22 protein-coding genes are annotated in these 26,985 nt (G+C 66.8%); 13 read left to right on the top strand and 9 right to left on the bottom strand.

The features are described from left to right. The first annotated feature begins 32 nt into the window (after positions 1-32). From ACWKWX_RS17205 to ACWKWX_RS17190, 4 genes are all read left to right on the top strand, one after another. Positions 33-707, top strand: coding sequence for a putative quinol monooxygenase (locus tag ACWKWX_RS17205; RefSeq protein WP_483828412.1), 675 nt, complete (start codon positions 33-35; stop codon positions 705-707). Between the two features lie 276 nt (positions 708-983). Beyond that, positions 984-1,691 (top strand): lipopolysaccharide core heptose(II)-phosphate phosphatase PmrG, encoded by a 708-nt coding sequence (pmrG, locus tag ACWKWX_RS17200; protein ID WP_483828411.1) that lies wholly within the window; start codon positions 984-986, stop codon positions 1,689-1,691. A 118-nt stretch (positions 1,692-1,809) separates the two neighbouring features. Continuing rightward, positions 1,810-3,513 (top strand): lipid IV(A) 4-amino-4-deoxy-L-arabinosyltransferase, encoded by a 1,704-nt coding sequence (arnT, locus tag ACWKWX_RS17195; RefSeq protein ID WP_483828410.1) that lies wholly within the window; start codon positions 1,810-1,812, stop codon positions 3,511-3,513. Positions 3,514-3,542: 29 nt separating this feature from the next. Continuing rightward, complete coding sequence (locus ACWKWX_RS17190) at positions 3,543-4,601, top strand: metallophosphoesterase (protein ID WP_473006436.1); 1,059 nt, start codon at positions 3,543-3,545, stop codon at positions 4,599-4,601. Here ACWKWX_RS17190 and ACWKWX_RS17185 read toward each other — a convergent pair. The 4 genes from ACWKWX_RS17185 to ACWKWX_RS17170 are packed head-to-tail and all read right to left on the bottom strand — an operon-like array spanning position 4,579 to position 9,164. Then, positions 4,579-5,577 (bottom strand): Csu type fimbrial protein, encoded by a 999-nt coding sequence (locus ACWKWX_RS17185; protein ID WP_483828409.1) that lies wholly within the window; start codon positions 5,575-5,577, stop codon positions 4,579-4,581. The genes ACWKWX_RS17190 and ACWKWX_RS17185 overlap by 23 nt on opposite strands. Further along, entirely contained in the window at positions 5,574-7,895 is a 2,322-nt protein-coding gene (locus ACWKWX_RS17180) for a fimbria/pilus outer membrane usher protein (protein WP_483828408.1), read from the bottom strand. Before ACWKWX_RS17180 ends, ACWKWX_RS17185 begins: the two co-directional genes overlap by 4 nt. A gap of 15 nt (positions 7,896-7,910) precedes the next feature. Next, positions 7,911-8,633 carry a fimbrial biogenesis chaperone gene (locus ACWKWX_RS17175; protein ID WP_483828407.1) on the bottom strand — a complete coding sequence of 241 codons (723 nt, stop codon included), beginning with the start codon at positions 8,631-8,633 and terminating at the stop codon, positions 7,911-7,913. A gap of 18 nt (positions 8,634-8,651) precedes the next feature. Then, the gene (locus ACWKWX_RS17170; RefSeq protein WP_416423935.1) at positions 8,652-9,164 is read right to left on the bottom strand and encodes a Csu type fimbrial protein; all 513 of its coding nucleotides are present in this window, start codon (positions 9,162-9,164) and stop codon (positions 8,652-8,654) included. Positions 9,165-9,416: 252 nt separating this feature from the next. Between ACWKWX_RS17170 and ACWKWX_RS17165 the strand changes: the two genes are divergently transcribed. Then, on the top strand, positions 9,417-10,373 hold the full coding sequence (locus ACWKWX_RS17165; protein ID WP_483828406.1) for a LysR family transcriptional regulator: 957 nt from the start codon (positions 9,417-9,419) through the stop codon (positions 10,371-10,373). Here the strand turns inward: ACWKWX_RS17165 and ACWKWX_RS17160 are convergent. The 3 genes from ACWKWX_RS17160 to ACWKWX_RS17150 all read right to left on the bottom strand — a co-directional run bounded on the left by ACWKWX_RS17160 (position 10,306) and on the right by ACWKWX_RS17150 (position 12,485). Continuing rightward, on the bottom strand, positions 10,306-11,277 hold the full coding sequence (locus ACWKWX_RS17160; protein ID WP_483828405.1) for an aldo/keto reductase: 972 nt from the start codon (positions 11,275-11,277) through the stop codon (positions 10,306-10,308). The genes ACWKWX_RS17165 and ACWKWX_RS17160 overlap by 68 nt on opposite strands. A gap of 218 nt (positions 11,278-11,495) precedes the next feature. Beyond that, positions 11,496-11,957, bottom strand: a complete 462-nt coding sequence (locus ACWKWX_RS17155; protein ID WP_483828404.1) for a hypothetical protein — start codon at positions 11,955-11,957, stop codon at positions 11,496-11,498. A gap of 216 nt (positions 11,958-12,173) precedes the next feature. Beyond that, entirely contained in the window at positions 12,174-12,485 is a 312-nt protein-coding gene (locus tag ACWKWX_RS17150; protein ID WP_483828403.1) for a DUF3077 domain-containing protein, read from the bottom strand. A gap of 736 nt (positions 12,486-13,221) precedes the next feature. Between ACWKWX_RS17150 and ACWKWX_RS17145 the strand changes: the two genes are divergently transcribed. The 5 genes from ACWKWX_RS17145 to ACWKWX_RS17125 all read left to right on the top strand — a co-directional run bounded on the left by ACWKWX_RS17145 (position 13,222) and on the right by ACWKWX_RS17125 (position 20,814). Further along, positions 13,222-15,657, top strand: coding sequence for a TonB-dependent receptor plug domain-containing protein (locus tag ACWKWX_RS17145; protein ID WP_483828402.1), 2,436 nt, complete (start codon positions 13,222-13,224; stop codon positions 15,655-15,657). Between the two features lie 65 nt (positions 15,658-15,722). Beyond that, on the top strand, positions 15,723-17,345 hold the full coding sequence (locus tag ACWKWX_RS17140; protein ID WP_473006427.1) for an ABC transporter substrate-binding protein: 1,623 nt from the start codon (positions 15,723-15,725) through the stop codon (positions 17,343-17,345). Then, positions 17,342-18,298: an ABC transporter permease gene (locus ACWKWX_RS17135; protein WP_416423931.1), complete on the top strand. Its 957-nt coding sequence runs from the start codon at positions 17,342-17,344 to the stop codon at positions 18,296-18,298. Before ACWKWX_RS17140 ends, ACWKWX_RS17135 begins: the two co-directional genes overlap by 4 nt. Before the next feature lie 3 nt (positions 18,299-18,301). Continuing rightward, entirely contained in the window at positions 18,302-19,195 is an 894-nt protein-coding gene (locus tag ACWKWX_RS17130; protein ID WP_483828401.1) for an ABC transporter permease, read from the top strand. Next, positions 19,192-20,814, top strand: a complete 1,623-nt coding sequence (locus ACWKWX_RS17125) for a dipeptide ABC transporter ATP-binding protein (RefSeq protein ID WP_483828400.1) — start codon at positions 19,192-19,194, stop codon at positions 20,812-20,814. The genes ACWKWX_RS17130 and ACWKWX_RS17125 overlap by 4 nt, the downstream gene beginning before the upstream one ends. A gap of 67 nt (positions 20,815-20,881) precedes the next feature. Here the strand turns inward: ACWKWX_RS17125 and xth are convergent, their stop codons facing one another. Next, positions 20,882-21,676 carry an exodeoxyribonuclease III gene (gene xth / locus ACWKWX_RS17120; protein ID WP_476299534.1) on the bottom strand — a complete coding sequence of 265 codons (795 nt, stop codon included), beginning with the start codon at positions 21,674-21,676 and terminating at the stop codon, positions 20,882-20,884. Between the two features lie 149 nt (positions 21,677-21,825). Between xth and ACWKWX_RS17115 the strand changes: the two genes are divergently transcribed. The 3 genes from ACWKWX_RS17115 to ACWKWX_RS17105 all read left to right on the top strand — a co-directional run bounded on the left by ACWKWX_RS17115 (position 21,826) and on the right by ACWKWX_RS17105 (position 25,929). After that, a complete protein-coding gene (locus ACWKWX_RS17115; protein WP_483828399.1) occupies positions 21,826-22,389 on the top strand; it encodes a hypothetical protein in 564 nt (187 codons plus the stop codon). Positions 22,390-22,522: 133 nt separating this feature from the next. Further along, positions 22,523-25,003, top strand: coding sequence for a DNA ligase D (gene ligD, locus ACWKWX_RS17110; RefSeq protein ID WP_483828398.1), 2,481 nt, complete (start codon positions 22,523-22,525; stop codon positions 25,001-25,003). Beyond that, entirely contained in the window at positions 25,003-25,929 is a 927-nt protein-coding gene (locus ACWKWX_RS17105; protein WP_483828397.1) for a DUF72 domain-containing protein, read from the top strand. The genes ligD and ACWKWX_RS17105 overlap by 1 nt, the downstream gene beginning before the upstream one ends. 18 nt (positions 25,930-25,947) lie before the next feature. On the opposite strand, the gene ku is transcribed toward ACWKWX_RS17105, so the two are convergent. Next, positions 25,948-26,775, bottom strand: coding sequence for a non-homologous end joining protein Ku (gene ku / locus ACWKWX_RS17100; protein WP_416423924.1), 828 nt, complete (start codon positions 26,773-26,775; stop codon positions 25,948-25,950). Positions 26,776-26,985 lie beyond the last annotated feature (210 nt).

Below are 26,985 nucleotides of genomic sequence, written 5' to 3'. Positions count from 1 at the left end.
AGCTGCTACAGTTTTTTGATTTGGGGGATGCCATGGGCAGGTTTGCGGCGACGTTGTTGGCCGGGGTGCTGATGCTGGGCGCTGCGCGGGGGGATGAGGGCCAGGTGCAGTACCTGCACATCCAGACGCTGGCGGCGCCCACCCGCGACGCCTACCTCGCTGCCATGCGCGCCAACGCCCACGCCAGCCGGGCAGCCCCGGCCAACATCATGTTCGACCTGGGCACCACAGACGCCACCCTGGTGGTGCTCGAAAGCTGGCGCGACCAGGCGGCCTACGCGACGCACCAGAACCCGCCCCCGGTGGCCGCGCTGCTACCCGCCGCCCTCACCCGCGCCGAACGCCTGTACGCCCTGCAGCCAGTGCCTGACCTTCCGGCCCCCGCGCGCAAGGCCATTGCTGCCCCAGCTGCCAGCAAGAACATCGTGGTGCGCCTGAGCACCCGGCCGGCCCAGCGCCAGCGCTTCATCGACGCCGTGCGCGGGGTGGTCGAGCAATCGCGCCTGGCCCCCGGCTGCCTGGTGTTCAACGTCTACCAGCAACCCGATGACGCCAACGCCTTCGTGATCCACGAACGCTGGGCCGACGCTGCCGCTCACCAAGCACACCTGGCCACGTCCTATACCGCAGCGTTCATCGCCGGCCTGAACCCGATGTTGACCGGCGCGCCGGAGGGTTGGGAAGTGCGCGATCGGATTGACGACTGAGGCGCTCCCTTATGTTTTAACCTAATTAACCGTGACCGGTTAATTAATACAAAACAATTCCAATTAGCACAGTTTTTTCACATTTTCCTTAACGGATGCTTAACGCATGCCGACTTATCCAACCACTCCTCCGCCCACACCGATTTTTTTACATCTTTTTCATCGCAATGCAACGGCGCGCCTTTTAACTTCCTGCCCATCCCAGCCACGCAAGCTGTCACATAACTTGCGATAAATAGCTGAACAAAAGTTTAACTTTCCCGCAGGAGTGTTCCCATGGCTCACAGCGTCAGCGCACAGGCTGCCACCACAGCGCCCACCGGACGGCGTCGTGCCGTGATCCACAAAGCGTTGATCGCGGCCGCCGCCGTGGCCGTGGCCGCCGCGTTGCTGGGTACGTTCAGCTACCTGCACCGCTCGCCCACCGACCTGGGCAGCGGCCACAACGCCGTCAGCCAGGGTTTGCTCAGCCACTGGCAGGCCGGTGACGTGATCATGCTGGTGCGCCATGCCGAGCGCTGCGACCGCTCCAGCAATACCTGCCTGGGCCCCGCCGACGGCATCACCCAGCTGGGCAGCGAGACCTCCACCACAGTGGGCCAGGCCCTGAAAACCCTGGGCATGGGCCACGCCGACGTGCTCACCAGCCCCACCACCCGCACCGCCCAGACGGCCCAATACATGTTCGGCCAGGGCATTGCCGCCCCCGAATGGCTGGCCAACTGCGACACCTCGCTGCTGCAGAACGCCATCGCCCACAAGGTGCCGGAGCGCAACCTGGTGACCGTCACCCACAGCGGTTGCATCGGCCATGTCGAGAAACAACTGGGCTACCCCCATGCGGCGGGCGCCGAATACAACAGCGCCCTGGTGCTGACCCTGGACGAGCACGGCAAGGCCGTGATCCTCGGTGTGATCAACGCGGACGCTTGGCCCAAGACCCTGGTGCAACTGCAATTAAGTGCCAAGCAGAATAATTTGTAATCCAAAGTTTCATCACCTTTGCGGGGGCACTGCTTACTCTATAGTTGCTGCCCCTTAATACTGGTGTAACAAGCTTGTGCCTTGCAGGCACGCGTTGCCCTTTCCCGGACCGTTGAAGATGGATATATCAATAACCCGCACCCCGGCGGAACTGTCCCGTGCCGCCACGGCGCGCCACGCACTGTTTATTGTGCTGGCCGCCTTCGTGCTGGCGTATGTCATGCCCCTGCCCTTCCACGGCCTGTGGATTCCCGACGAAACCCGCTACGCCCAGGTCAGCCAGGAAATGCTCATGACCGGCCACTGGGCCTCGCCGCACTTCATGGGCCTGCGCTATTTCGAAAAACCCGCGGGTGGCTACTGGCTGATCGCCGTGGGCCAGGCAATATTCGGCCAGAACCTGTTCGGGGTCCGCATCGCCTCGGCGCTGGCGCTGGGCCTGAGCGGCCTGCTGGCCTGGCTGATCGCCGGGCGCCTGTGGCAGTCGCCGGCCAAGCGCCTGGCCTGCGCGCTGATCTACATGAGCTTCGGCCTGGTGGCCGGCCAGGCCGGCTACGCCAACCTCGACCCGCTGTTCACCTTGTGGGTGAACCTCAGCCTGGTGACCCTGTGGTATGCGCTGGATGGCACCGGCGGGCGCCAGCGCCTGCTGGCCTGGGCCCTGCTGGGCGCGGCCTGCGCCATGGGCCTGATGACCAAGGGCTTTTTGGCCCTGCTGTTGCCGGTGCTGATCGCCCTGCCCTACATGGCCTGGCAACGTCGCCTGCCGGAGCTGATCCGCTTCGGCTGGCTGGCCGTGGCCGTGTGCACCGTGCTGACCCTGCCCTGGGCGCTGACCATCCACCAGCAGGAGCCCGACTTCTGGCGGTTCTTCTTCTGGCACGAGCACGTGCGCCGCTTTGCCGGTGACGACGCCCAGCACGCCCGGCCGTTCTGGTTCTACCTGCCGATCCTGGCGGCCGCTGCGCTGCCCTGGACCCTGTGGCTGCCCAACGCGCTGGCCCAGGGCTGGCAGCAGCGGCGCACGGCGCCGATGATGTTCCTGCTGCTGCTGTGGTTCGCCCTGCCGCTGGTGTTCTTCAGCCTCAGCCGCGGCAAGCTGCCCACCTACATCATGCCGTGCCTGCTGCCCCTGGCCCTGCTGATTGGCCACGCGCTGGTGGACCAGGTGCAACAAGGCGCCGTGCGTTGGGCACGGGCCAACGCCCTGTTCAACCTGGTGCTGGGCGGCAGCGCCCTGCTGGTGCTGGCCGGCCTGCAAATCAAGCGCCCGCTGTACGTGGACGAACCCCTGCACCTGCTGCTGATCAGCCTGGCGCTGGGCGTGTTCGTGGTGGCCAACGCCATGGCCGTGGCCAAGCCACTGCGCCATTACCTGGCCCCGGCCCTGGCCATGCTGGTGTTCGTGGCCGTGCTGCCGGCAGCGGTGCCCAACAGCATCACCGACGGCGAAATGCCCGACACCTTCGCCGCCCAGCACCTGGACGAGCTGCGCCAGGCCGACACCCTGGTCAGCAACGAACTGGGCGCCGCCGCCGGCATGGCCTGGCACACCGGCCGTCCCCACGTGGTCCTGTACGACGTGATCGGCGAGGCCCAGTACGGCCTGGGCTACCCCGACGCCGAAGGCCGTGCGCAGAACGTCGAGACCATCAACCCGTGGCTGGCCCGCCAGCGCCAGAGCGGCTCGGTGGCCATGTTGCTGCGGGTGCGCACCCAGAGCGAGAAGCGCGAGCTGGCAATCCTGCCCAAGGACGCCACCCGCTACGACCGCGGCGAACTGACCCTGCTGCTTTACCCCAAACTGGCCGCGACGCCTTGAGCCATTGATTCCCCACGGGGGGCGTGCCCATGAACCACCTTGTTTCACGGCGCCGCCGCCCCTGGCGAAGGCTTGGCACCTGGCTGTTGGTGGCGGTGCTGGGCAGCGTCGCCTGCGCCCTGGGCGGCGCCGGCTGGGTGTTCTACTACCCGATGAAACCCTACACGCCCGTCACCGGCCTGGACCCTGCGCACCTGTCCATCATCGCCCTGGGCGACCAGGGCAGCGGCAGCCTGCGCCAGTGGGCCGTGGGCCGCGCCATGGAAACCGTGGCCGAGCGCGACGGCCGCCTGGACCTGGTAGCCCTGCTGGGCGACAACTTCTACGGTGAAGTGCTTACCGGCGTCGATGACGTCAACTGGCAGACCAAGTTCGAGAAGGTCTACCACGGCCGCTGGCTCAGCCACGTGCCCTTCTACGCGGTGCTGGGCAACCATGACTACCTGGGGTCGCAACAGGTGGAACTGGACTACGCGCGCCTGCATTCGGGCTCCGGCCGCTGGCAGATGCCCGCCAGCACCTACACCCGTGACTTCGGCCAGGTGGACGGCCGCCCGCTGCTGCGGGTGGTGTTCCTCGACAGCGCCGGCAGCGCTGACGACCTGGAAGGCCAGGTGCAGGCCATGGAGCAGGCGTTCGAACAACCCGGCCCCGCGCCGGTGTGGCGCATGGTCACCGCCCACCACCCGCTGCGCGACGTGGTCAGCCAGCAGCAGGATCAGCAACTGGCCGCCGCGCTACTGCCGACCCTGCTGCGCCAGCACGTGGACCTGTACCTGTCCGGCCACGACCACAGCCACCAGCTGGTCCTGCGCCCCGGCGAGCCGGCCTGGGTGATCTCCGGCGGTGGCGGCCAGCGCCTGTCAGCGCCGCTGCACGTGGACACTGCCCATGACTTCGCCGCCTCCGAAGCCGGCTTCGTCAAGCTGGACCTCGACGCCCGCCACCTGGACCTGGTGTTCTATGACGACCAGGCCACCGCCACCGCCCGCTTCGCCTGGCAACGCGACTGCCCGTGGCTGGCCGACGGCTGCCTGCGCCGCCAGGACACCGGCACGGCGCTGGCTAGAAATACACCGTCGCCTTGACCGTGTCGCTGTAACTGTCGGGCATCGGCACCGTCTGCACCGGCACCCGACCGTACACGGTCAGGCTCTGGGCGGCGCCACTGCCGGTGCCGGTGGCCATGCTGGTGCTGGCAGTGCCGTCGCCCCAGGGCGTGGCGCGGGCGCTGTCCAGGTACAGCTGATAACTGACCTTTGCCCCGCTGCTGGCCCCCACCATCTGCCGCGCGCTGACGCTGCCCGCAGTGGTGCCGCCGTCCAGGGCCACCTCGTAGGCGTCGCCGTTGGTGCATTGCACGCTGATGCTGGCCGTGGACGTGACCGCAGTGCTGAGCAAGGTGTTGCTGCCGAAGGCCAGGGGCGTGGTGGTGATGTTGCAGTTGTTGATCACCGTGGCGTTGACCACGAACGGGAAGCGCACGGTCTGCGCGGTCATGCTCGCGCAGGTGGGGGTGATCAGCTCGTAGAACTGGTAGTCCAAACGCGTGTAGGTGCCGGAAAAAGTCTCGGTGTAGACGGTACTGCTGTTGCTCACGGTGGGCACCGTGGTCTGCCCCGCCGGGACCTTGCCATAGATTGCCACCGTGCTTGACGCCGTGGTGGACGTCAGCAGCGACAGCGCGCTGCTCAGGGTGATGGACAAGGGCGTGGTGGCGCTGGTGCCACTGACGTCGCCCCAGATGGTCGAGTACGCCGAGTCGGTGTACAGGTTGTAGCTCAGCAGGTTGCTACCGTTGGCCAGGCTACGCGGCGCGGCGCTGCTGGAGCCGTCGCCGGTGCCCAGGTTGGCGCACACCAGCACGTTGCGAAACAGCGCGGCGGCGTCCCAGGTGCAGGTCACGGTGATCGACCCGGATGCGGTGGTGGCGGTGTTGGCGATCGGGCTGATGCTGCCGAACGCCACCGCCGAACTGCTGGCGGTGCAGCTGCTGGCCTGGGCCTGGACGCTCAGGCCCAGGCCGGCGAACAGCAGAATCAAGCTCAATAACAACGACTTCATGGGCTGCCCTCGGCAATAGGCAGGCAACGCAGCGGCCCCAGGGTGGGCAGCGTGTTGCCGGCCGGTGGTGTGAACGGGAAGATCACCTGGCAGCGCACGCCGTCGCCTTCCACGCGCAGGTGGTTGAGCGCCACCAGGCCGTCGATAAAGGTCAGGCCGTCGTAGCCCAGCACCGTGCTGGCGCCGCTTTCCAGGTGGGTGACGCGCAGGCCCGGCGGCAGCAGCGCGCCCTTGTCGTCCTGCAGAATCAGCGACGCCGCCTGGTAGGGTTTCAGGCCAAAGTGCACCACCACCCCCGAACGCGACTGCGGCACCACCGCCTGGTCGCTGCTGGCTACCTGCACGTTGGCCGGCAGGCCGAGGCTGTCGATGGCCACCTGGTTGCTGCGGTAGGCGTCAAGGTCGGGCACCAGGAAATGGCCGCTGCTGTCGGTGGTGCCGATCTCGCGGTTCTCGTGCATCACCGGCACGCCGGCGACGCCGTCGGTGGACACCAGGGCGAAACCGTCGCCGATGCGCCGCGCGGTCTCCACGGTGCCGTCCATCCACACCAGGGCGCCGGTGGCGTCCAGCGCCCACAGGGTGTCGCCGGCCACCTGCTGGGCGCTGGCGGTGACCTGGGCGTTGTTGCCCAGGTACTGCACCTGGGCCAGCTGGTAAGTGCTGCCGGCGCTGCCACCGCTGCCGCTGGCCTGCGCGCCCCAGCCCCAACCGCCGCCGTAGTCCGGGGCCTGGGCGGCGCTGACGGCGTAGCCGGCCTGGTTGTTCTGCAGGCTGACGCTGCTGCTGACCGAGGTGCGCTCGCCCAGGGAGTAGCTGAGGCTGACGAAGGCACCGCGCGAGGCCGAATCCTCAACGTCCTGGTACAGGTTGAGGGTTACCGACAGGCGATGGGACAGGCTCATGGAGTGGCCGACGCTGACGATGTGCGAGGCGCCGCTGCCCGGCACCTTGTAGCCCAGGTAGCTGAGCGACAGGCTCTGGTTGCTGGCCACTGGGAACGACAGGGTCAGGCGGTCGCTGACGCTGGGCACCGGCGTGCCGTCGCGGGCCGCCAGGTCGCCGTAGTTGCCGGCGGTGCGCAAGGTCTGGGCGTTGATGCTGAAGCGCGGGGTGATGTACTGGTAGCCCAGCCCCCACTGCACCCCGGCCATGCCGGCACTGGTGGCCAGCGAGCCGTTGATCACGCCCAGCTGGCCGAGCCGGTACAGCGCGCCGCCGCCGGCGTTGTACACCCCGGGGGTGACCTCGCCGTGGCCTTCCACCGTGAGGTTGTCGCTCAGGCCATAGCGCACCGAGGCGCTGCTGGCGGTGCGCGGCGAATAGTCGAACGAGTCGACGCTGTAGTTGTGGCGCAAATAGCCCAGCTCCAGCGAATAGCCGGACAGCCCCGCCGCCATCAGCCGGGTGTCCACGTACAGTGGCACCGAGGTGGTCACCGAGCGGCCCAGGGCGTCGCGGCTGACCACCGTGGCCTCGCCCGCGCCGGTGATCCCCGGCACCAACTGGTCGATGATGTACGGCCCGCTGCTTACCGAGCCGCTGTACTGCTGGATGCCGTTGACGTACAGGCTGACCGCCGAAGGCACCACGGCCGAGCCGCTGTAGGCCGGCAGCGGGAAGGTCACCAGGTCCGGGCGCAGGGCGAAGTCGCTCTTGTACTGCGCGCCGCCCAGGCGCACCGAGCGGGTCCAGTCCAGCGAGCCGCTGATGGTGTCGCCCAGCTGCCAGGTGCTCAGGGTGTCGGAGTTGGAGTGGCTCCAGGCGGTGTCGTAGCGCACGTAATGCTGCTGGGTGCTGGTCTGGTAGGAATAGGCGGTGCCGGTGTTGCTGTACACGCCATGGGGGTCGAAATAGCGCTCCTCGCTCCACAGCGCCAGGCGGTTGCCGGTGTCATCGCGCGAGGCGTAGGCGTCGTAGTTCAGCACCAGGCCGCGGCCCACCGGGCTGGGCGTGACCCGGCCGTCGGCGCCGCGGTTGAGGTGACGGGCCTTGCGCAGGCTGTCGCCCACGCGCAGGTCCACGCGCTGCTGGCTGGTGTCGTAGCGCCAGGTCACGCCGGGCAGATCGTCGAGCCGCACCTGCTGGTTGGCGCTGACGCCTAGGGCCTTGAGGTCCAGGCCCAGGTCGTCAAGGGATTGGCCGTCGGTGCTCAGGTGCCCGCCTGCTTCGCGAAAATGCGCTACCGTCTGGGTCGGCTGACCATTGAGGTCGACCTCCAGGTACAGGTCGGCGGCCGCCACGCCGCGGCCGATCAGGCACAGCAACAGCGCGGTACCCAGGCGACGACAGCGGGCGCGGACTTCATCTCGGCTCACTCAAGCGCGTCCGCCTCAGCCCTCGCCCGTCACCTTGAAGGTGCTGGGGTGGCCGTCCAGGTTGACCTTGATCAGCAGCGGGCCGGCCAGCCGCGCGCCGCTGTCATGGGGCAACGGCCATTGCCGTGCGTGGCCGGCCAGGGCATAGCCGAGCAGGCCCTTGCTCACCTGCAGGGTCTTGCCGTCGGCGTCCTGCAGGGTCAGCGCGCCGACCTGGGTGTGACGCTGGCCGCGGTTGTCCAGGCGCAGCAGCCACTGGCCATCCTGGCGCAGCACCTGCCAGGCCAGTTGCGGCGCGCCGCTGCTGGCCGGGGCGACGAACACCGGCACCGAATAGCGCATGCGGATGGCCACGCCCACCGGCTTGTCGCTGCCCGGCGGGGGAATTTCGTCGATCAGCAGACGGTAGCTCTGCTCCACCCCGGGGTTGCCCGGCTGCACTCGCACCAGGCGGATCAACTGCTCGCCGCGCCCCGCCAGTTCGATGATCGGCGGGCTGGCCACCACCTCGGGGCTGGCGCTGAGCACGTCGCCGTTGGCGTCCTGGTCCCAGCGGAACACCCGCACCTGGCCGTACACCGGGGCGTCACCGGGGTTGTGCAGCGACAACCCGGCGGCGTTCTGGCCGGGCACGAAATCAATTTTTACCGGCGCCACCTGCAGCGTCGCCCCCTGGGCCTGGGTGATCAGGCACGCGGCCAACAGCGGGCCGCACAGCATCCTGTGCAAGCATTCCATGCTCAAGTACTCCGCCCGTCAGAAGTAGACCGTGGCCGTGACCGTCGAATTGTAGGTGTCGGGGGTGGGGGTGGTCTGGGTCGGCACCTGGCCGTACACAGTCAGGCTCTGGGCGCTGCCGGTACCGGTGCCGGCCACCGTGTCAGTGCCCTGGGTATTGCCCCAGTTGGTGCTCAGCGCCGAGTCCTGCATCAGCTTGTACGACACCGTGCTGGTGGTGTTGCCGGTGGTGGTGCCGGCCATCAGCCGCGTGGTGGTGGTGGAACTGGTGACCCCGCCGGCGTTGAGGCCGATGTTGTACGGCGTGCTGTTGCTGCAGGTGACCGACAGCGTGGTGCTGCCGGTGACGGCCGTGCTGAGCAGGCCGCTGCTGCCGAAGGCCAGGGCATTGGCCGACACCGTGCAGCTGGCGGTGATGGTCAGCGACACCAGGAAGGTGGCGGTCGCCGTGCCGTTGGAATAAGTCGCCGCCTGCCCGGGCAGGACGGTCACGCTCAACAACAATCCGAGTGCAGCGGCCAATCCTTTCATGGTGCCTCCCGCGGGGGATCTGTGGGTCCTTCACGGCACGACTATGCGCCTGCGGGAGGCGTGGGAGTATTTCAACTTTGTAGCGGTGTGTAGAGGTAAATGCGGATCCTCGATCTGTGGGAGCGGGCTCTGCCCGCGAAAGCCACACCACGGAGTATCTGCCAGACCGCAGTGTTCCTTTCGCGGGTAGAACCCGCTCCCACCGGACAGTTGCCGACACGTAGTAAAGCCTATCCGTGATACCTTTTACGCATGACCGACGCCATCGACCTGCGCCAATTCCGCTACTTCGTCGCCCTCAGCGAAACCCTGCATTTCGGCCGGGCCGCGGCGCGGCTGTTCATCTCCCAGCCGCCGTTGAGCCGGCAGATTCGCCAGCTCGAGGATCACCTGGGGGTACAGCTGTTCGAGCGCACCCGCACCGGCGTGCTGCTGACCCGCGCCGGCCTGGCCTTGCTGCCCGAAGCGCGCCGGGCACTGGCCCAGGCGCAAAAAGCCATCGCCGCCGCCAGGGCCGCCGGGGAGGCGCCCGGCCAGCAGTTCGTGATCGGCTACACCACGGTGCAGGACCGCAGTGCCATTCCCGACGTGCTGGGTGCCTTGCAGCAGGACTTTCCCGCCTGCCGCCTGGTGACCCGGGGCAAGCACTCCATCAGCCTGGTGCGCGACATCCGCAACGGCACCCTGGACGCCGCGTTCATCGGCCTGCACACCGACACCCGCGGCCTGCCCCAGGAGGTACTGGTGGAGGCGCCGTTGGTGGCCGCCCTGCCCGCCAATCACCCCCTGGCCCGCAAGCGCCAGCTAAACTTCGACGACCTCGCCGAGCAGGCCATCTTCCGCTTCGAACGCCGCCTGAACCCGGGCTTTTATGACCATTGCCAGGCGTTTTTCGAACGCATCGGCTTCAACCCCACGACCCTGCCCGAGCCCGATGACCACCATATCCTGCTGGGCATGATTGCCGAGGGCCATGGCATTGCCCTGCTGCCGGCGTCGCTGCAGCACGTCAAGCGCAGCGGCGTGGTGTTCCGGCGCCTGAAAGGCACGGATGGGCAGCTGACTGCCGGCGTGGCGGTGATTTATGCGCCAGACAACCCCTCGCCGGTGCTGCAGGCGATGCTGCAACGGCTGCGTGACCTCACTCGTGCCCTGCCACCGGGCGCGGACGATACGGCTGTTCCAGCAGCGCCACCTCGGCGGCGCTGAGCACCAACTCGATGCCGGCCACGGCGTCCTCCAGGTGATGAGGCTTGGTGGCGCCGATGATCGGCGCCGTCACCCCTGCCCGGCTGGCCACCCAGGCCATGGCCACCTGCGCCGGCGGCACGCCGCGTTCGGCCGCCACCTGCGCCACGGCAGCAACGATCGCCGCCTCCTCGGCATGCTGGTCGTACCACAGCTGCGCCGGCTGGTCGGTGACTGCGCGGGTGGTCTGCGCCGCGCGTGACCCGGCCAACAAGCCTCGCGCCAAGGGTGACCACGGCGTGACCGCAATGCCCAGTTCGCGACACAGCGGCAGCATCTCGCGCTCTTCCTCGCGGTAGATCAGGTTGTAATGGTTCTGCATCGACACGAACTGCGCCAGGCCATGCTGGCGTTGCAGCCCCAGCATGTGCATGAACTGCCAGGCGTGCATGGACGAGGCGCCGATGTAGCGGGCCTTGCCCGAGCGCACCACGGTGTCGAGGGCGTCGATGGTTTCCTCGATCGGCGTGTGCGGGTCGAAGCGGTGGATGATGTACAGGTCGACATGGTCGGTGCCCAGGCGCTTGAGCGAGGCATCGATGCTGCTGAGGATGTGCTTGCGCGACAGCCCCTGGGCATTGGGCTTGTCGCTCATGGGGTAGTTGACCTTGGTGGCGAGCACTACCTCGTCGCGGGGCGCATAGTCCAGCAGTGCCCGGCCCAGCACCTGCTCGCCAGCGCCCAGGGAATACATGTCGGCGGTGTCGAAGAAATTGATGCCGGCGTCCAGCGCCTGCTTGATGAACGGCCGGCTGGCGGCCTCGTCCAGCACCCAGTCGCGCCAGCTGGGCGCGCCGTAGGTCATGCCGCCCAGGCACAGTTTGCTGACTTGCAGGCCGGCCGAGCCCAATCGCAGGTATTTCATGGTGTCCACTCCGTCGTGGTTGAGGTGAGTGGGCACAGGCTAGGGAGCACGGCACGGGTAGGTCCAATACTGTTTCAGCAATACCTTTCCAGTATCACCAAACCCCCGTAGCAGCGGCCGCAGGCCGCGTCCACCGGCGCCGCGGTATACCCACCGAACCGCGCCGGGGCCGGACGCCGCCTGCGGCAGCTGCTACGAGGAGCGCGTTACCTCACACGTCAAGCAACAGGGCTTTTGATATGAATACGGCTTGCGTGCACAGCATCCATCTCCGTGCCATCTGGCCGCCCACCCTGAGCCGTCACGTTAATCAACTCTGCTTCAAAAATACCCAGATCACGATCCAACTGCAGGATATGTAAGGTTCCTTTCACCGCAGGCCCACCCGCAAGCATGGCGCCGCCCCCCTCCACCAAAAGGGGTCGGAATGTAAACGGCCAATTATTCTCAAAATCGTAAAACTTATTAGCCTCCATCCGCGAGTCAATGTCACAACGCACGACCCATTCGTTTTTGGCTTGCGGATTTTCGGCGCTCGCTCCCCACACGTAACCAAAACTGGAGTAGTAGCCATACCATTTGCGAGTTGCAGCCGTGAGGTCCAGTTGGAACCCGGCTTTCCATTGAACCTCTTCAACAGCCTTTGGCGAGAGCTTGGTTATTGTATTTTTGCTGGTCATGGTAGACGCCTTCAAGATATAGGTTGGAGCCGTCATTGAGGCCTAGCCATCCGGAGCTGTCACCTGTCAAAAGTAACAGGTGGCAATACTGACAAAGAGTGGATACGCGAGAGTTACGGGTTGTAGAGGTGCGCCTCTCTCCCGTAGCAGCTGCCGCAAGTCTGCGTCCTTGCACCTTGGTCGCTCCGACGCAGCCTGGCGGCAGTTGCTACGTGTTCACGGCGTGGTTATTAACTGGGGCTGATTGGCCGCCGCGCTACCACCGATGAGAGCATCAGCCAGTGCTTTGGCTGATTCGACCGAGTGCAACGTGGCCCACAGCAAACCACTGTGGTCGATACCGTAATCCCCTAATTCCTCTGCAGAGGCGGTGGCACACTTGAGCAGGTGGGATATCTGCACCAGTGCATCATTAATGGGGATGCCCGCCCGCACGGTGTAGAAAGGCAAGGCATGCGAGTCAAGATCGCCGAAGGCGGTGCAGGCGGTTGCGCGAGGTTCCGAAGGTGTGTCTGATTCAAATGTCATGGCAGCGTCCTGGGTGAAACATGGACCGCCGCATCGCTACCAAACGATGGGTGGCGGCTGTAAGCAGGTTGGTAGACCGGTCACCAGGCTTCCGGCGCACACGAATGTGCCCTGCGTACAGCCGCCATGTCGCGGTGCTGTACGCCTGATGAACGGGCTACCAAACCCGATCGCTGTCCTTCAGCGACGGCAGCAGGGTATGCGCGCCCATCAGGCACAACAAGACGCAGAAGACCTTACCCGAGCAAATCAGAAATGTCCTACGTTGGGGACTACAGAAGCTGTAGCGAGATGTGTCGTAGCAGCGGCCGCAGGCCGCGTCCTGGCGCCATGGTGGCCCTGGAAGCGCATGCCTTGGTTTATCCGGCGCGTTCGAGATCGAGCGCCGCCCGCGCGGCGCATCGCGAGCAAGCTCGGCTCCTACAGTTTGTCGCAGCGTGCCATGTCCTGATAGGTCGGTGTTGCCCGCCTTGTTTGTAAGGGGGGAGAGCAGCAGTGCGCCACTGGATGAAAACCTGCCCAGCCAGTCAAAACATTACAAATATTCATGAAACAAAATAAACGTCATACAACAAACGAATAATATCCATATACCAAAATAGAATTTCCGTTGCGTTTGTTATGAAAATACTATCAACCCAAGACGACACACACGCCGTCCCACACCATCGAATTCAGGAATGGAACCTGTACCCATACCACGGGCCAGTGCCAGCTTTAATGGACATCGCCCGCTATGCTGCCTTCGTATTTCCCCAAGCCCGCCCGCACCTTCCCGCTCTCGACCCTGACGGTGTCGGTGCTGCTGGCCGCCGCGCCCCTGGCCCGTGCCGCCAGCACTGACCCGCAACTGCAGACCGTCACGGTCACCGCCGCGCCGGAGGCTGCCCGCGCGCAGCAGCGCACGGTGGTGGACAGCTCGGCGCCCATCGACATCATCAGCAACGACGCCCTGGTAAAGACCGGCCGCGCGGAACTGTCCGAGGCCATCGCCAAGCTGCTGCCCTCGTTCACCTTCGGCACCAACATTGCCGGCTTCAACTCCACCACCCGCCCGCTGAGCAACCGCGGCATGGGCCCGGAGTACACCCTGGTGCTGGTCAACGGCAAGCGCCGTCACCTGGGGGCGGCCATCCAGAACGGCTCCACCGACAACAGCGGCGCCAACGTCGTCGACATCGACATGATCCCCATCAGCGCCATCGACCACATCGAGGTGCTGAAGGACGCCGCTGCGGCGCGCTATGGCGCTGACGCGGTGGCCGGGGTGGTGAACATCATCCTCAAGTCCCAGGACGCGGGCGGGCATATCGAAACCAGCTATGGCGAGCTGTTCTCCGGCCAGGGCGCGACCAAGAAGATCGCCGCCGACGAGGGCTTCAAGCTCGGTGACGGCGGCTTCCTGCACCTGTCCGCCGACGCCCGCAAGCGCGACTACGCGCAGTGGGACGGCAAGGCCGACAGCAGCGTCATTGCCTACAACGACCCGGCCAAGCAGGCAGCGTGGGACCGGGTGGCGATCAAGAACGGCGACCCTGAGCTCAAGGCCTTCAATGTCGGCTACAACGCCGAGCTGCCAGTGAACAACGCGACCCTGTACTCGTTCGGCACCTACGGCGAACGCAAGGCGGTGATCCAGAACTACTACCGCTTTCCCAACGGCACCGCCTCGGTGCCGGAGATTTTCCCCGACGGCTACTACCCGGTGAACAACCTGCGCGACATCGACTACCAGTTCGTGTTCGGCGGCAAGGGCGACGTCGGCGGCTGGAACTACGACCTGAGCACCAGCTATGGCCGCGACACCCTCAAGTACTCCAGCGAACTGAACCTCAACCCGTCGCTGGGCACCGACTCGCCCACCAGCTTCGGCAACCTGGCCACCTTCCGCTCGGACCAGTGGGTGAACAACCTCGACCTCAGCCGCCGCTTCGACAACCCGTTCAACCTGGGCGTGCCGGTGACCGTGTCCACCGGCATCGAGCACAAGTGGGAGCGCTTCAGCACCTTCGCCGGCTCGGCCGATTCCTACGAGACCGGCACCTACAACGCTGCCAGCGGCGCCCAGGCCTCGGTGATCATTCGCCCGCAGGATGAGGTGGACCTGATCCGCAACACCTACGCCAGCTACCTGGACCTGGGCTTCGACCTGACCAGCCGCTGGTACGCCGACATCGCCGCGCGGGTGGAGCATTACGACGACTACTCGGGCAACAAGCTGGGGCTGAAATTCAACAGCCGCTACACGCTCACCGACACCGTGGCCGTGCGCGGCACCATTGGTACCGGCGTGCGCGCGCCGTCGCTGACCCAAGAGGGCTACACCACCACCGACAGCCGCGTGAACACCGACGTCAACGGCAACGTGGTGCCCGCCACCACCCGCCTCACCCCGGCCGGCAGCAGCCTGGCCAAGGCGTTGGGCGGCAGCGACCTGAAACCCGAGAAATCGCAGAACGTGGGCCTGGGCATCACCTGGCAGCCGGCGCCGCGCACCAGCGTCACCGCCGACGCCTACGTGGTCGACATCCAGAACCGCATCGCCCTGACCAGCGCCATCTACGACCACGGCGACGGCGTGGTCAACAGCATCCTCGCCTCCCAGGGCGTCACCAGCGGCACCTGGGTGGACTACTACACCAACGCCTTCGACACCCGCACCCGCGGCCTCGACGTGGTGGCCGACCACACCACGCCGTTCGGCCAGTACGGCGACGTGCGCTGGAGCGCCGCGTTCAACTACAACAAGACCACCATCATGGACGCCAAGGACACCCCGGCCTCCCTGGCCGCGGCCGGCGTGACCCTGGTGGGCCGCAACCGCGAGGGCGACCTCACCGAGGCGCTGCCCAAGACCAAATGGATACTGGGCGCCAACTGGAAGGTGGGCAACTGGAACACCAACCTCAGCACCACCCGCTACGGCTCGGTGTCGACCCTGGCAGTCAACGAAAGCGGCGACCGCAGCTTCGGCGCCAAGTGGATCACCGACCTGGACGTGAGCTACACCTTCTTCGACCACCTGACCCTGAGCCTGGGTGGCAGCAATATCTTCGACGTGCGCCCCGACAAGAACGCCGTGTACAGCAGCCTGGGCCTGGCGCCCTACGGCAACCCACCGTTCTACCCCGGTGGCGGCTCCTGGTACACCAAGCTCGCCTACGACTTCTGACCCCACTGCGGCTGCATCGCCCTCCCCCGGCGCTGCGGCCCTTTCCTGCTGACGAGGCACCGCCCATGAAGCTGCAACGAACCCTGGCCAGCGCGGCCATCCTCCTGGCCCTGGGCCTGGCCGGCTGCGGCCCGTCGCACCCCGACGCCCAGGCCGCCAGCACCCTGAAAATCGCCTTCTTCGGCGACAACACGCAACTGGTCAGCCTCGACCCCTTCCAGGTCTACTGGCTGGAACACCGGGTGGTGCTGCGCAACGTGGTGGAGTCGCTGACTGACCAGGACCCCAGCACCGGCGCCATCATCCCCTGGCTGGCCGACAGCTGGGACATCAGCCCTGACGCCCGCGAATACACCTTCCACCTGCGCAAGGGCGTGACCTTCAGCAACGGCGAGGCCTTCGACGCCCGGGCGGTGAAAACTGCCTTCGACAGCGACAAGGCCTTCGCCGCCGAGCTGCCCAGCGTGTTCGGCGCCACCTACCTGACCGGCTACGACCACGCCGACATCATCGACCCGCAGACCATCAAGCTGGTGCTGAGCACGCCCAACGCAGGTTTCCTGCAGGCCACCTCCACCACCAACCTGGCCATCCTGGCGCCCGAGTCGTACCGCAAGAGCGCCAAGGAGCGCTCGCTGGGCGCGATCATCGGCACCGGGCCGTTCGTGCTGCAGCACTACACCCCCGAGACCGGCCTGCGCCTGGAGCGCCGCAAGGGTTATGCCTGGGCCTCGGCCAACGTGCAGAACAAGGGCGAGTCGCACCTGGCGGCCATCGACGTCAGCTACATTCCCGAGGAAAGCGTGCGCAACGGCCAGTTCGTGCAGGGCAAGGTCGACATCCTGTGGCCGCGCAACCCATTCTCCGACGTCGACCTGAAGCTGTTCGAGAGCAAGCAGGCCACCATCCAGAGCCGCTCGCTGCCGGGCCCGGCGTGGAACCTGTACCCCAACACCCGCGGCGGGCGCATCCTCGCCGACGCCGACGTGCGCCTGGCCGTGCAGAAGGCCATCGACCGCAAGAGCTACGCCAGCACCGTCTACAGCCCGCAGTTCCCGGTGGTGGACGGCGTGTACGACGTGACCACGCCCTACTTCCGCAGCCAGGGCGACAAGCTGGCCTACGACCCGCAAGGCGCCGCGCAACTGCTGGACAAAGCCGGCTGGACGCTGGGCGCCGACGGCTACCGCACCAAGGATGGCAAGCGCCTGAGCCTGGTTTACAACATCCCGGCCAAGGAAACCGCCGGCGACGTGCTGATCCAGGACCAGCTGCGCAAGGCCGGCATCGAGTTGAAACTGAAAGTGCAGACCACCGCCGAGTGGTTCAACACCAACGCCTCGGGCAACTACGACCTGACGTTCTCGTACATGACCCGCGCCGACCCGATCGTGCTGCAGACCATCCTCGACCCGCGCAGCGCCAACGCCTCCACCCTGGCCACCAACGTCTACCCGCCGGCGGTGCTGCCCCAGGCCCAGCGCCTGTTCGACCAGGGCCTGACCGCCACCGCCAGCGACCAGCGTGCCCAGGCCTACGGCCAGCTGCAGGACCTGCTGATTGACCAGGGCTCGGCCATTCCAGTGTTCGAACGGGTGTGGCAAGCCGCCACCGCGCCACGGGTGCACAACTTCCGCTGGAGCGCCGAAGGCTTCGCCTTCCTCAATGACATCGAGGTGACCCCATGAGCACGAACCGCTACCTCGCCGGGCGCATCGGCCAGGCGCTGCTGGTGCTGTGGGGCGCCTACACCATCACCTACTTCATCCTCTATTTGCTGCCCGGCGACCCGCTGTCGATCATGCTCAGCGCCTCGGGCATGGAAGTGGACTCGCTGTCGCCGGCACAACTGGCCAAGGCCCGTGCCTATTACGGCCTGGACCAGGGCCTGGTGGAGCGCTACCTGCACCTGCTATGGGGCGTGCTGCACGGCGACCTGGGCCAGTCGCTGACCCTGAACCGACCGGTGACCGCAGTGTTGGCCGAGCGCCTGCCGCAGACCCTGGCGCTGGCCGGCAGCGCTATCGCCCTGTCGCTGCTGGGCGGCATCGGCCTGGCCTACCTGACCGCCTACGTGCGCTGGCAACCGCTGAAGACCGCGCTGGCGCGGCTGCCGGCGCTGGGCTTCTCGGTGCCGGTGTTCTGGATGGGCCTGCTGCTGATCCAGGTGTTCGCCTTCAGCCTGGGCTGGTTCCCTTCCACCGGCAGCGACGGCGTGCAAAGCCTGGTGCTGCCAGCCGTGACCCTGGCCATCCCCAGCGCCGCGGTGTACGCCCAGGTGCTGCAGCGCGGCTTCCTCGAGGTGTGGCGCGAGCCGTACATCCTCACCGCCTGGGCCAAGGGCCTGAGCCGTGGCCAGGTGCAGGCGCGCCACGGCCTGCGCAACGCCGCGCTGCCGCTGCTGACGCTGATCGGCCTGCAGGTGGGCAACACCGTCAGCGGTGCGGTGCTGGTGGAAACCATCTTCGCCCGCAACGGCGTCGGCCGGCTGGTGCAGGACGCCGTGCTGCGCCAGGACATCCCCGTGGTGCTGGCGGTGGTGACCGTGTCCGCCGCCGCCTTCGTGGTGGTGAACCTGCTGGTGGACCTGCTGTACCCGATTCTCGACCCGCGTATCAGCCATTCGCCCAAGGTGACCTGACCCATGACCACCCTCGAACGTGCCCTCGCCCCCGCCCTCACCGCTGCCGACCACTGGCAGCCGCGCGGCCGCCTGCGCCGCAGCCTCGACGTGGTGCTGCCGCTGCTGCGCCGCCCCGGCTTCGTGCTGGCCGCGCTGCTGGTGCTTTTCACCCTGCTGGCCGCCGCCGCGCCCTGGCTGTTCAGCAACCTCGACCCGTACGCCACGGCGCCGGCGGCCAAGCTGCTGCCGCCGGGCGCCGGCCACTGGCTGGGCACCGACGAACTGGGCCGCGACCTGTATACCCGGCTTCTTTACGGCTCGCGCCTGTCGGTGCTGGCGGCGCTGCTGGCGGTGGGCCTGGCGCTGGTGTGCGGGCTGGGCCTGGGCATTGTCGCCGGCTTCATTGGCGGCCGCAGCGATGCAGTGATCATGCGCCTGATCGACGTGATGCTGGCCCTGCCCGGCCTGTTGCTGGCGCTGGCGATCGTCACCGCCATCGGCTTCGGCACCCTGCCGGTGGCCATCGCCGTGGGCGTGGGCATCATCCCCGGTTTCGCCCGCACCACCCGCGCCGAGGTGCTGCGGGTCAAAACCCTGCCCTACGTGGAAGCTGCGCGCCTGGGCGGCGCCAGCTGGACCCGCACCCTGCTGCGCCACGTGCTGCCCAACGCCTGGGGGCCCGTGGCGGTGCTCGCCACCCTGGACTTTGGCGCCGCCATCCTGGCCACCGCCGGCCTCAGTTTCCTCGGCTTCGGCGCCCAGCCACCTGCGGCGGAATGGGGCACGCTGATCGCCAACGGCCGCCAGTTCCTGATGACTGCACCCTGGGTGTCGCTGCTGCCAGGGCTGGTGGTGGTGCTGGTGGTGTTCAGCCTCAACCATATCGCCCGCACCTTCGAGGAAAGCCAACGATGAGCGCGCTGATCGATGTACACAACCTGAGCGTCAGCTACCACAACGGCGGGCGGGTGAAAGAGGCCGTGCGCGGCTTGTCCTTCAGCCTGCAACCGGGCGAGACCCTGGCCATCGTCGGCGAGTCCGGCTCAGGCAAGACCACCCTGGCCAGCGCCCTGCTGGGCCTGCTGCCCGCCGGCGCCCGGGTGGTGGGGGGCAGCCTGCATGTGGGTGGCAACGACATCAGCCATGCCAGCGAGCGGGTCCGCCGCCAGCTGCGCGGGCGCTTCATAGGCCTGGTGCCGCAAGACCCCATGGTCAGCCTCAACCCTACCCTGAGCATCGGCAAGCAGATCGGCGAAAGCCTGATCCTGGCCCACGGCGGCCGCCGCTACCCGGCGCTGGACGCCGACGTGCTGGAGCTGCTGGGCCAGGTGGGCCTGGACAACCCTCAATTGCGCGCCCGCCAGTACCCCCATGAGCTGTCAGGCGGCATGCGCCAGCGCGTGCTGATTGCCATCGCCCTGGCCGGCAACCCCAGGGTGATCATCGCCGACGAACCCACCAGCGCCCTGGACGTGACCGTGCAGCGGCGCATCCTCGACCACCTGGAGCAGCTGGTGCAGGCCCGCGGCATCTCGCTGATCATCATCACCCACGACCTGGGCGTGGCCGCCGACCGCGCCGACCGGGTGCTGGTGATGAAGGACGGCGCGCTGGTGGAGCAAGGCCCGGCGCGGCAGGTGCTGTCGGCGCCCAGCCAGCCCTACACCCGCGACCTGCTGGCCGCCGCCCCGGCGTTCGGCCAGGGCCAGCAGCCGCTGCCGCTGCCGGCGCCCACCGCCGCGCCGCTGCTGAGCCTGCACGGCGTGGGCAAGCAGTACCGGCCCGGCGGGCAGGGCCAGCCGTTCCAGGCATTGAAGGGCCTGAGCCTGGACCTGTACCCGGGGCAGACCCTGGCCATCGTCGGCGAATCGGGGTCGGGCAAAAGCACCAGCCTACGCATCGCCCTGGGCCTGGAGCCGCCCAGCGAGGGCCGGGTGCGCTTCGCCGGCCAGGACGTGACCGACCTGACCTGGCAGCAGTTCCGGCCGCTGCGCCAGCGCATCCAGCTGGTGCAGCAGAACCCCTTCGCCTCGCTGAACCCGCGGTTCACGATCTACGAAAGCGTGGTGGAGCCGCTGCTGTCCTTCGGCGTGCGCGACAAGGCGGCGCTGCACCAGGCGGCGCGGCAGCTGATGGAGCAGGTGCAATTGCCCGCAAGCTTCCTCGACCGCCTGCCGCGCGAGCTGTCCGGCGGCCAGCGCCAGCGCGTGGCGATTGCCCGGGCGCTGGCACTGAAACCCGACCTGTTGCTGCTGGACGAGCCGGTGTCGGCGCTGGACGTATCGGTGCAGGCGCAGATCCTCGACCTGCTGCGCAGCCTGCAGGCCGAGCTGGGCGTGGCCTACGTGCTGGTGTCCCACGACCTGGCGGTGGTGCAGAGCCTGGCCCATGAGGTGGTGGTGCTGCGCCAGGGGCTGGTAGTGGAACAAGGGCCGGCGAGCCAGGTGCTGCACCAGCCGGCGCATGCCTATACCCGGGAGTTGCTGGAGGCGATTCCGGGACGCCCCCGTAGGAGCCGCGCTTGCGCGCGATGAGGCCGACCCTGGAAAACCGCGTCGCCTGCATCGCGACCAAGGTCGGCTCCTACGGGGACGTCCCGCCTCACCGCCGCTTGCGGGTGCCCAACTCGATCCACGTCGGCGCATGGTCGCTGGCGTGCTCCTCATTGCGCACCCAGGCATCCACCCCCGCATTCTTCAGGTAAGGCGCCATCGCCGGGTTCAGCAGCAGGTGATCAATGCGCAACCCGCAGTTGCGTGGCCAGTGTTGGCGGAAGTAATCCCAGAACGTATACACCCGCTCCTCCGGGTACAGGTGCCGCAGCGCATCGGTCCAGCCCTGGGCCAGCAGCCGCTCGAAGCAGGCGCGGCTCTCGGGCTGCAGCAAGGCATCCTTGAGCCACGACTTGGGGTTGTAGATGTCGAAATCGGTGGGCACCACGTTGTAATCCCCGGCCAGCACCACCGGGTGCTCGCTGCCCTGCAACTGCGCGGCGTGGGCGATCAGGCGTTCGAACCACGCCAGCTTGTAGGCAAACTTCGGCCCCGGCTGCGGGTTGCCGTTGGGCAGGTACAGGCAACCCACCAGCACCCCGTGCACCGCCGCCTCCAGGTAGCGGCTCTGGCTGTCGCTGGCGTCCCCCGGCAGCCCACGGCGTGACTCCAGCGGCTCGGCGTCGCGGGCCAGGATGGCCACGCCGTTCCACGACGGCTGGCCATGGTGCAGGCAGCCGTAGCCGATGGCTTCGAAGTCGGCGGCGGGGAACTGTGCATCCGTGGCTTTCAGCTCCTGCAGGCAGGCAATGTCCGGGCGCTCGCGTTCCAGCCAGTGCAGCAGGTTGGGCAGCCGCGCGCGCAGGCCGTTGATGTTGAAGGTGGCGATTTTCAGGGCTTTCATGGGGGGCTCCCAGGATAGGCAGTGTGCCCGGACGCAGCCTTCGGCAGCTGCTACAGGTTTTTGTAGCAGCGGCCGCCAGGCCGCGTCACGGGCGACCCAGGCATTTCGAGCACCACGCAGGTCAAACGTTCCTTTGAACGGCATTTGCCATGCACTTGAAGTTGAAAAAAACCAACCACGGCAACTGTCATTTCTGTCAGTTGTGGGGAAATTGCCACGGCGTGACCATGAACCAACTGAGCCCAACAAAGCTCGGCTTACAGCCAACCCATCGGATCATCAGGTGCCCCATGACAACTAAAACTACCGTAGCTTTTCCTATTTACGGCAACATCACCATTGACTATTCCCTTGCTGGTACATCCCGGCACCTCGACTTCACTTCCGCAAGATCTGCCGATTTCGATGTATTCAACTGGGTCAATGGCGAGACCTACCTGGGAGGGCCCGGAATTGATCCGGAATGGTCGATTTCATTCACGTTCCCCAAGGCCACAGGCCACTACGAAATAGCCCACGATGGATATACAGGCGGTAGTTTGCGCAACATCAAAACCGGCCTTGTACTCCCTTTCACCACTGGCACCATCGAGGTAACCCAGTACGTCGCAGATACAACTGTACGCGGGCGCCTGACCAACATTGGAAGCTCAAGCGATAGCACGTTCCTTATTTCCTCCGGCGTGTTCTCCTTCCCCGTTGCCAGCAAGTAATTCCCCCAGCAGAACGCCGCTCCTCCAAAAGGCAGGCAGCGGCAATCTGCTGCCCCCCGTCCCCCCCGTTGAACTCTCCCGCTCCCGCCCCCCTCCCACCTTGTAGACACCCGCACGTTCCGGAGCCCCTGCCATGGCCGCCAGACCGCTCGAACACTACCAGCAAAAGCGCAATTTCGACGCCACCCCCGAGCCCAGCGGCAAGGCCACCCGGCGCAGCAAGGGCCATGCGCTGCAGTTCTGCATCCAGAAGCACGACGCCAGCCACCTGCACTACGACTTCCGCCTGGAACTGGACGGCACCCTGAAAAGCTGGGCCCTGCCCAAGGGCCCGTCGCTGGACCCGAAGGTGCGGCGCCTGGCGGTGCATGTGGAAGACCACCCGCTGGACTACGCCAGTTTCGAAGGGCATATCCCCGAAGGGCACTACGGCGCCGGCGACGTGATCGTGTGGGACCGTGGCGTGTGGATTCCCGAGGGCGACCCGCAGCAAAGCTATGACAAGGGCAAACTGCGCTTCCGCTTGCAAGGCGAAAAGCTGTCGGGCATCTGGAACCTGTTTCGCACCCACCTGGCCGGCAAGAAAGAGCAGTGGCTGCTGATCAAGTCCGCCGACGCCGAGGCCCGCCCGGAAGCCGAATTCGACATCGTCCAGGCCGCCCCCGACAGCGTGCTCAGCGACCGCACGCTGATTCCCAAGGCGGCCAGGAAGCCAGCCAAGCCGGCAAAAAAACCCAAGGCTGCGCGGAGCCACGCGCCCAAGGCCGCGCTGCCCGCCACCTTCACCCCGCAGCTGGCGACGCTGGTCGAGTCACCGCCCAGCGGCGACTGGCTGTACGAGATCAAGTTCGACGGCTACCGGGTGATGGCGCGCATCGACGGCGCCAAGGTCACCCTGTTCACCCGCAACGGCAAGGACTGGACCGCGAAGATGCCCAGTCAGGCCAAGGCCCTGGCCGCCCTGGGCCTTGAGTCCGCCTGGCTGGACGGCGAGATGGTGGTGGCCAACGCCGAAGGCGTGTCCGACTTCCAGGCCCTGCAGAACGCCTTCGACGACGGCAGCGACGAGGCCATCGTCTATTACCTGTTCGACCTGCCCTACCTCAACGGCCACGACCTGCGCCAGTGCCCGCTGCAGGAGCGCCGCGCCGCCCTGGCCGCCGTGCTGGAGCACAACGATGCGTCGCAACTGCGCTACTCCGAGGGTTTCGACCAACCGGTCGATTCCCTGCTGGCCAGCGCCTGCCAGATGGACATGGAAGGCCTGATCGGCAAGCGCGTGGACAGCCTCTACAGCGGCAAGCGCAGCAGCGACTGGATCAAGCTCAAGTGCAAGCAGCGCCAGGAATTCGTGATCGTCGGCTACACCGACCCCAAGGGCAGCCGCAGCGGTTTCGGCGCGCTGCTGCTGGGCCTGCATGACGCCGACAGCGGCGCGCTGCGCTACGCCGGCAAGGTCGGCACCGGCTTCAACGCCGCCACCCTGGCCAGCATCCTCCAGCGCCTGAAACCGCTGGCCACCGGCAAGCCGCAGGTCAGCAACGCCCCCACCGGTGTCCAGGCCCGCGACGTGCACTGGCTCAAGCCGCAGCTGCTGGCCGAGGTCGCCTACGCGCAGATGACCCGCGACGGCGTGGTGCGCCACTCGGTGTTCCATGGCCTGCGCGACGACAAGCCGGCCAAGGCCATTGCCCAGGAGAAACCCGTGACAGCCGCCAAGGTTAACACCCGCACCGCCGCCAGCCGCGACACCCTGCGCCTGACCCACCCCGACCGCGTCATCGACGCCAGCAGCGGCGCCACCAAGCGTGACCTCGCCGAGTACTACGCCCAGGTGGCGCCGTGGATCGAGCCGCACCTCAAGGACCGTCCCGTGGCCCTGGTACGCGCCCCGGAAGGCCTGGCCGGCGAGCTGTTCTTCCAGAAGAACGCCGGGCACCTGGACATCCCCGGCCTGGTCAGCGATGAGGCGGCCGGGCAGTCGGTGATCATCATCAACCGCGCCGACGCGCTGCTGGGTGCGGTGCAGATGAACACCCTGGAGCTGCACACCTGGAACACCACACGCGCCAACTACGACAAGCCCGACCGCTTCATCCTCGACCTTGACCCGGACCCGGCGCTGCCGTGGAAAAGCATGCTCGAAGCCACCCAGCTGACCCTGACCCTGCTGGACGAACTGGGCCTGGCCGCCTTCCTCAAGACCAGTGGCGGCAAGGGCATGCACATCGTCGTGCCGCTGACTCGCCGTGCCGGCTGGGACGAGGTCAAGGACTTCAGCCACGCCATCGTCAAGCACCTGGCCGACCTGCTGCCCGACCGCCTCACCGCCGTGTCGGGGCCGAAGAACCGCGTGGGGCGGATTTTCATCGACTACCTGCGCAACACCCGCGGTGCCACCACCGCCTGCGCCTACTCGGTGCGCGCCCGCGAAGGCCTGCCGGTGTCGGTGCCGATCCATCGCGACGAGCTCACCGAGCTCAAGGGTGCCAACCAGTGGACCCTGTTCAACCTGGCCGAGCGCCTGGCCGACCTTGATGACCCCTGGGCCGACTACGCCAGCACCAAACAGTCGATCACCGCGGCCTTGCGCAAGCGCCTGGGCGTGCACTGATGGCCAGGGCTACGGTGCACATCGGCATCTCCGGCTGGCGCTACACCCCGTGGCGCGGCGACTTCTACCCCGAAGGCCTGAAGCAGAAGGACGAACTGCACTTCGCCTCCCGCGCCGTCAGCAGCATCGAGATCAACGGCACCTTCTACGCCCTGCAACGGCCCGAGCGTTTCGCCCAATGGGCCGCCGAGACGCCCGAGGGTTTCCTGTTCAGCGTCAAGGGCCCGCGCTATATCACCCACACCAAACGCCTGCACGACATTGACGAGGCCCTGGCCAACTTCTTCGCGTCCGGGCCGCTGTCGCTGGGCGACCGGCTGGGGCCGATGCTGTGGCAGTTCCCGCCCAACCTGCGTTTCGACGCCGGGCTGTTCGATGCCTTCATGGCGCAGCTGCCGCGCACCGGCAAACAGTTGCTCGACCAGGCCCGCCACTGCGCCGAACGCCTGCAACGCCCGGGGTACCTGGACGGTAACCCGCAACAACGCCTGCGCCACGCCATCGAGATTCGCCACGAGAGCTTCGTCGACCCCGCCTTCGTCGCCCTGCTGCGTAAACACGACGTGGCCTTGGTGGTGGCCGACGCGGCGCGTAAATGGCCGCGGGTGCAGGACGTGACCAGCGACTTCATTTACCTGCGCCTGCACGGTGACAAGAAGCTCTACGCCAGCGGTTATTCGGACGCGGCGCTGGAGCAGTGGCGCAAGCGCATCATGGCCTGGAAGCGCGGCGCGCAGCCGGGGGATGCCGAGCTGATCGACGCGCGCGTTGCGCCGCCCAAGGCCACCGCGCGCGAGGTGTTCTGCTACTTCGACAACGACATCAAGGTGCGCGCGCCCTACGACGCGCGGCGCTTGCTGGCGTTGCTGAAACTGGACAAGAACCTGCAAACCACCCCGGGCGAACTCCCCCCAGATCCGACGTAACGCCCCCCCGTTGTGGGGTCAGGAGGCTTTTTTGCTGGCGCGTTTGGGCGCCGGTTTTTTTCCGGCCAGGCTGCGCTTGAGCAGGTCGGTCAGGTCGAGGATGTCCGCGCCTTTCTGCTCGCCCTGCTCGTCCACCGAGGTCACGGTGGCGATCTTGCCCTTGCTGGCCTTCTCTTCCACCAGGTCCATGATGGTCTGCTTGAAGTCGTCCTGGTACTCCTCGGGCGTCCAACTGCCACTCATGTCCTCCACCAGGCGCTTGGCCATCTGCAGTTCACGCTTGTCGATCTTCGCCTCGGTGACACTGCTGTCCAGCTCCAGCCCTTCCAGCCCACGCACCTGGCTCGGCCAGCGCAGGGTGATCATCACCAGCGCGTCCTCCAGCGGGCGGATCAGCGCCAGGTGCTGCTGGGTGTGCAGCACCACCCGCGCCAGGGCCACCTTGCCGGTGCTGTCCAGGGTCTGGCGCAGCAGTGCGTAGACCTTGCCGCCGCGCTTGTCCGGAGCCAGGTAGTACGGGGTCTCGAAGGCCTGCAGGGGGATTTCGCCGGCGGTCACGAACGAGAAGATATCGATGGTCTGGGTGGCTTCCGGGCGCGCCTTGCGGATCTCCTCCTCGCTGATCACCACGTAGCGGCCTTTCTCGTATTCCACGCCCTTGACGATGTTGTCCTTGTCGATGTCCTTGCCGGTGACCTTGTTGATGCGCTTGTAGCCCACCGGGTCCATGCTGCGCTTGTCCAGCCAGTCGAAATCGATGCGCTCGCTGGACACGGCCGTGGTCAGCGCCACGGGGATGTGCACCAGGCCGAAGCTGATGGCGCCTTTCCAGATGGCTCGAGCCATGGTTGACCTCCTGCAGGGCCCGCGGGTGGGCCTATAGAAAGACTGACTACACGGTGCACGGAAGGTTTAGTCGGGGGGGGGCCAGGACGCGGCCTGCGGCCGCTGCTACAGGCCGGTGCGGTTACCAATCGCCCCAAAATGGGGAAGCGCCGCCCTGATCAGGGGCGCAGCGGTTGTGGACAGCCACCCTGTCACCATGGGCAACACGAT

The sequence above is a fragment of the Pseudomonas imperatae genome, from assembly GCF_057128625.1.
Note: the sequence above shows the minus strand (reverse complement) of the source record. Positions and strands in the feature narration are given on the sequence as shown.

Bases quoted from the DNA above. Each gene is read 5' to 3' on its own strand.
- ACWKWX_RS17205 (WP_483828412.1), top strand. From the start codon at position 33: ATGGGCAGGTTTGCGGCGACGTTGTTGGCCGGGGTGCTGATGCTGGGC.
- pmrG (WP_483828411.1), top strand. From the start codon at position 984: ATGGCTCACAGCGTCAGCGCACAGGCTGCCACCACAGCGCCCACCGGA.
- arnT (WP_483828410.1), top strand. From the start codon at position 1,810: ATGGATATATCAATAACCCGCACCCCGGCGGAACTGTCCCGTGCCGCC.
- ACWKWX_RS17190 (WP_473006436.1), top strand. From the start codon at position 3,543: ATGAACCACCTTGTTTCACGGCGCCGCCGCCCCTGGCGAAGGCTTGGC.
- ACWKWX_RS17185 (WP_483828409.1), bottom strand. From the start codon at position 5,577: ATGAAGTCGTTGTTATTGAGCTTGATTCTGCTGTTCGCCGGCCTGGGC.
- ACWKWX_RS17175 (WP_483828407.1), bottom strand. From the start codon at position 8,633: ATGGAATGCTTGCACAGGATGCTGTGCGGCCCGCTGTTGGCCGCGTGC.
- ACWKWX_RS17170 (WP_416423935.1), bottom strand. From the start codon at position 9,164: ATGAAAGGATTGGCCGCTGCACTCGGATTGTTGTTGAGCGTGACCGTC.
- ACWKWX_RS17165 (WP_483828406.1), top strand. From the start codon at position 9,417: ATGACCGACGCCATCGACCTGCGCCAATTCCGCTACTTCGTCGCCCTC.
- ACWKWX_RS17160 (WP_483828405.1), bottom strand. From the start codon at position 11,277: ATGAAATACCTGCGATTGGGCTCGGCCGGCCTGCAAGTCAGCAAACTG.
- ACWKWX_RS17155 (WP_483828404.1), bottom strand. From the start codon at position 11,957: ATGACCAGCAAAAATACAATAACCAAGCTCTCGCCAAAGGCTGTTGAA.
- ACWKWX_RS17150 (WP_483828403.1), bottom strand. From the start codon at position 12,485: ATGACATTTGAATCAGACACACCTTCGGAACCTCGCGCAACCGCCTGC.
- ACWKWX_RS17145 (WP_483828402.1), top strand. From the start codon at position 13,222: ATGCTGCCTTCGTATTTCCCCAAGCCCGCCCGCACCTTCCCGCTCTCG.
- ACWKWX_RS17140 (WP_473006427.1), top strand. From the start codon at position 15,723: ATGAAGCTGCAACGAACCCTGGCCAGCGCGGCCATCCTCCTGGCCCTG.
- ACWKWX_RS17135 (WP_416423931.1), top strand. From the start codon at position 17,342: ATGAGCACGAACCGCTACCTCGCCGGGCGCATCGGCCAGGCGCTGCTG.
- ACWKWX_RS17130 (WP_483828401.1), top strand. From the start codon at position 18,302: ATGACCACCCTCGAACGTGCCCTCGCCCCCGCCCTCACCGCTGCCGAC.
- ACWKWX_RS17125 (WP_483828400.1), top strand. From the start codon at position 19,192: ATGAGCGCGCTGATCGATGTACACAACCTGAGCGTCAGCTACCACAAC.
- xth (WP_476299534.1), bottom strand. From the start codon at position 21,676: ATGAAAGCCCTGAAAATCGCCACCTTCAACATCAACGGCCTGCGCGCG.
- ACWKWX_RS17115 (WP_483828399.1), top strand. From the start codon at position 21,826: ATGCACTTGAAGTTGAAAAAAACCAACCACGGCAACTGTCATTTCTGT.
- ligD (WP_483828398.1), top strand. From the start codon at position 22,523: ATGGCCGCCAGACCGCTCGAACACTACCAGCAAAAGCGCAATTTCGAC.
- ACWKWX_RS17105 (WP_483828397.1), top strand. From the start codon at position 25,003: ATGGCCAGGGCTACGGTGCACATCGGCATCTCCGGCTGGCGCTACACC.
- ku (WP_416423924.1), bottom strand. From the start codon at position 26,775: ATGGCTCGAGCCATCTGGAAAGGCGCCATCAGCTTCGGCCTGGTGCAC.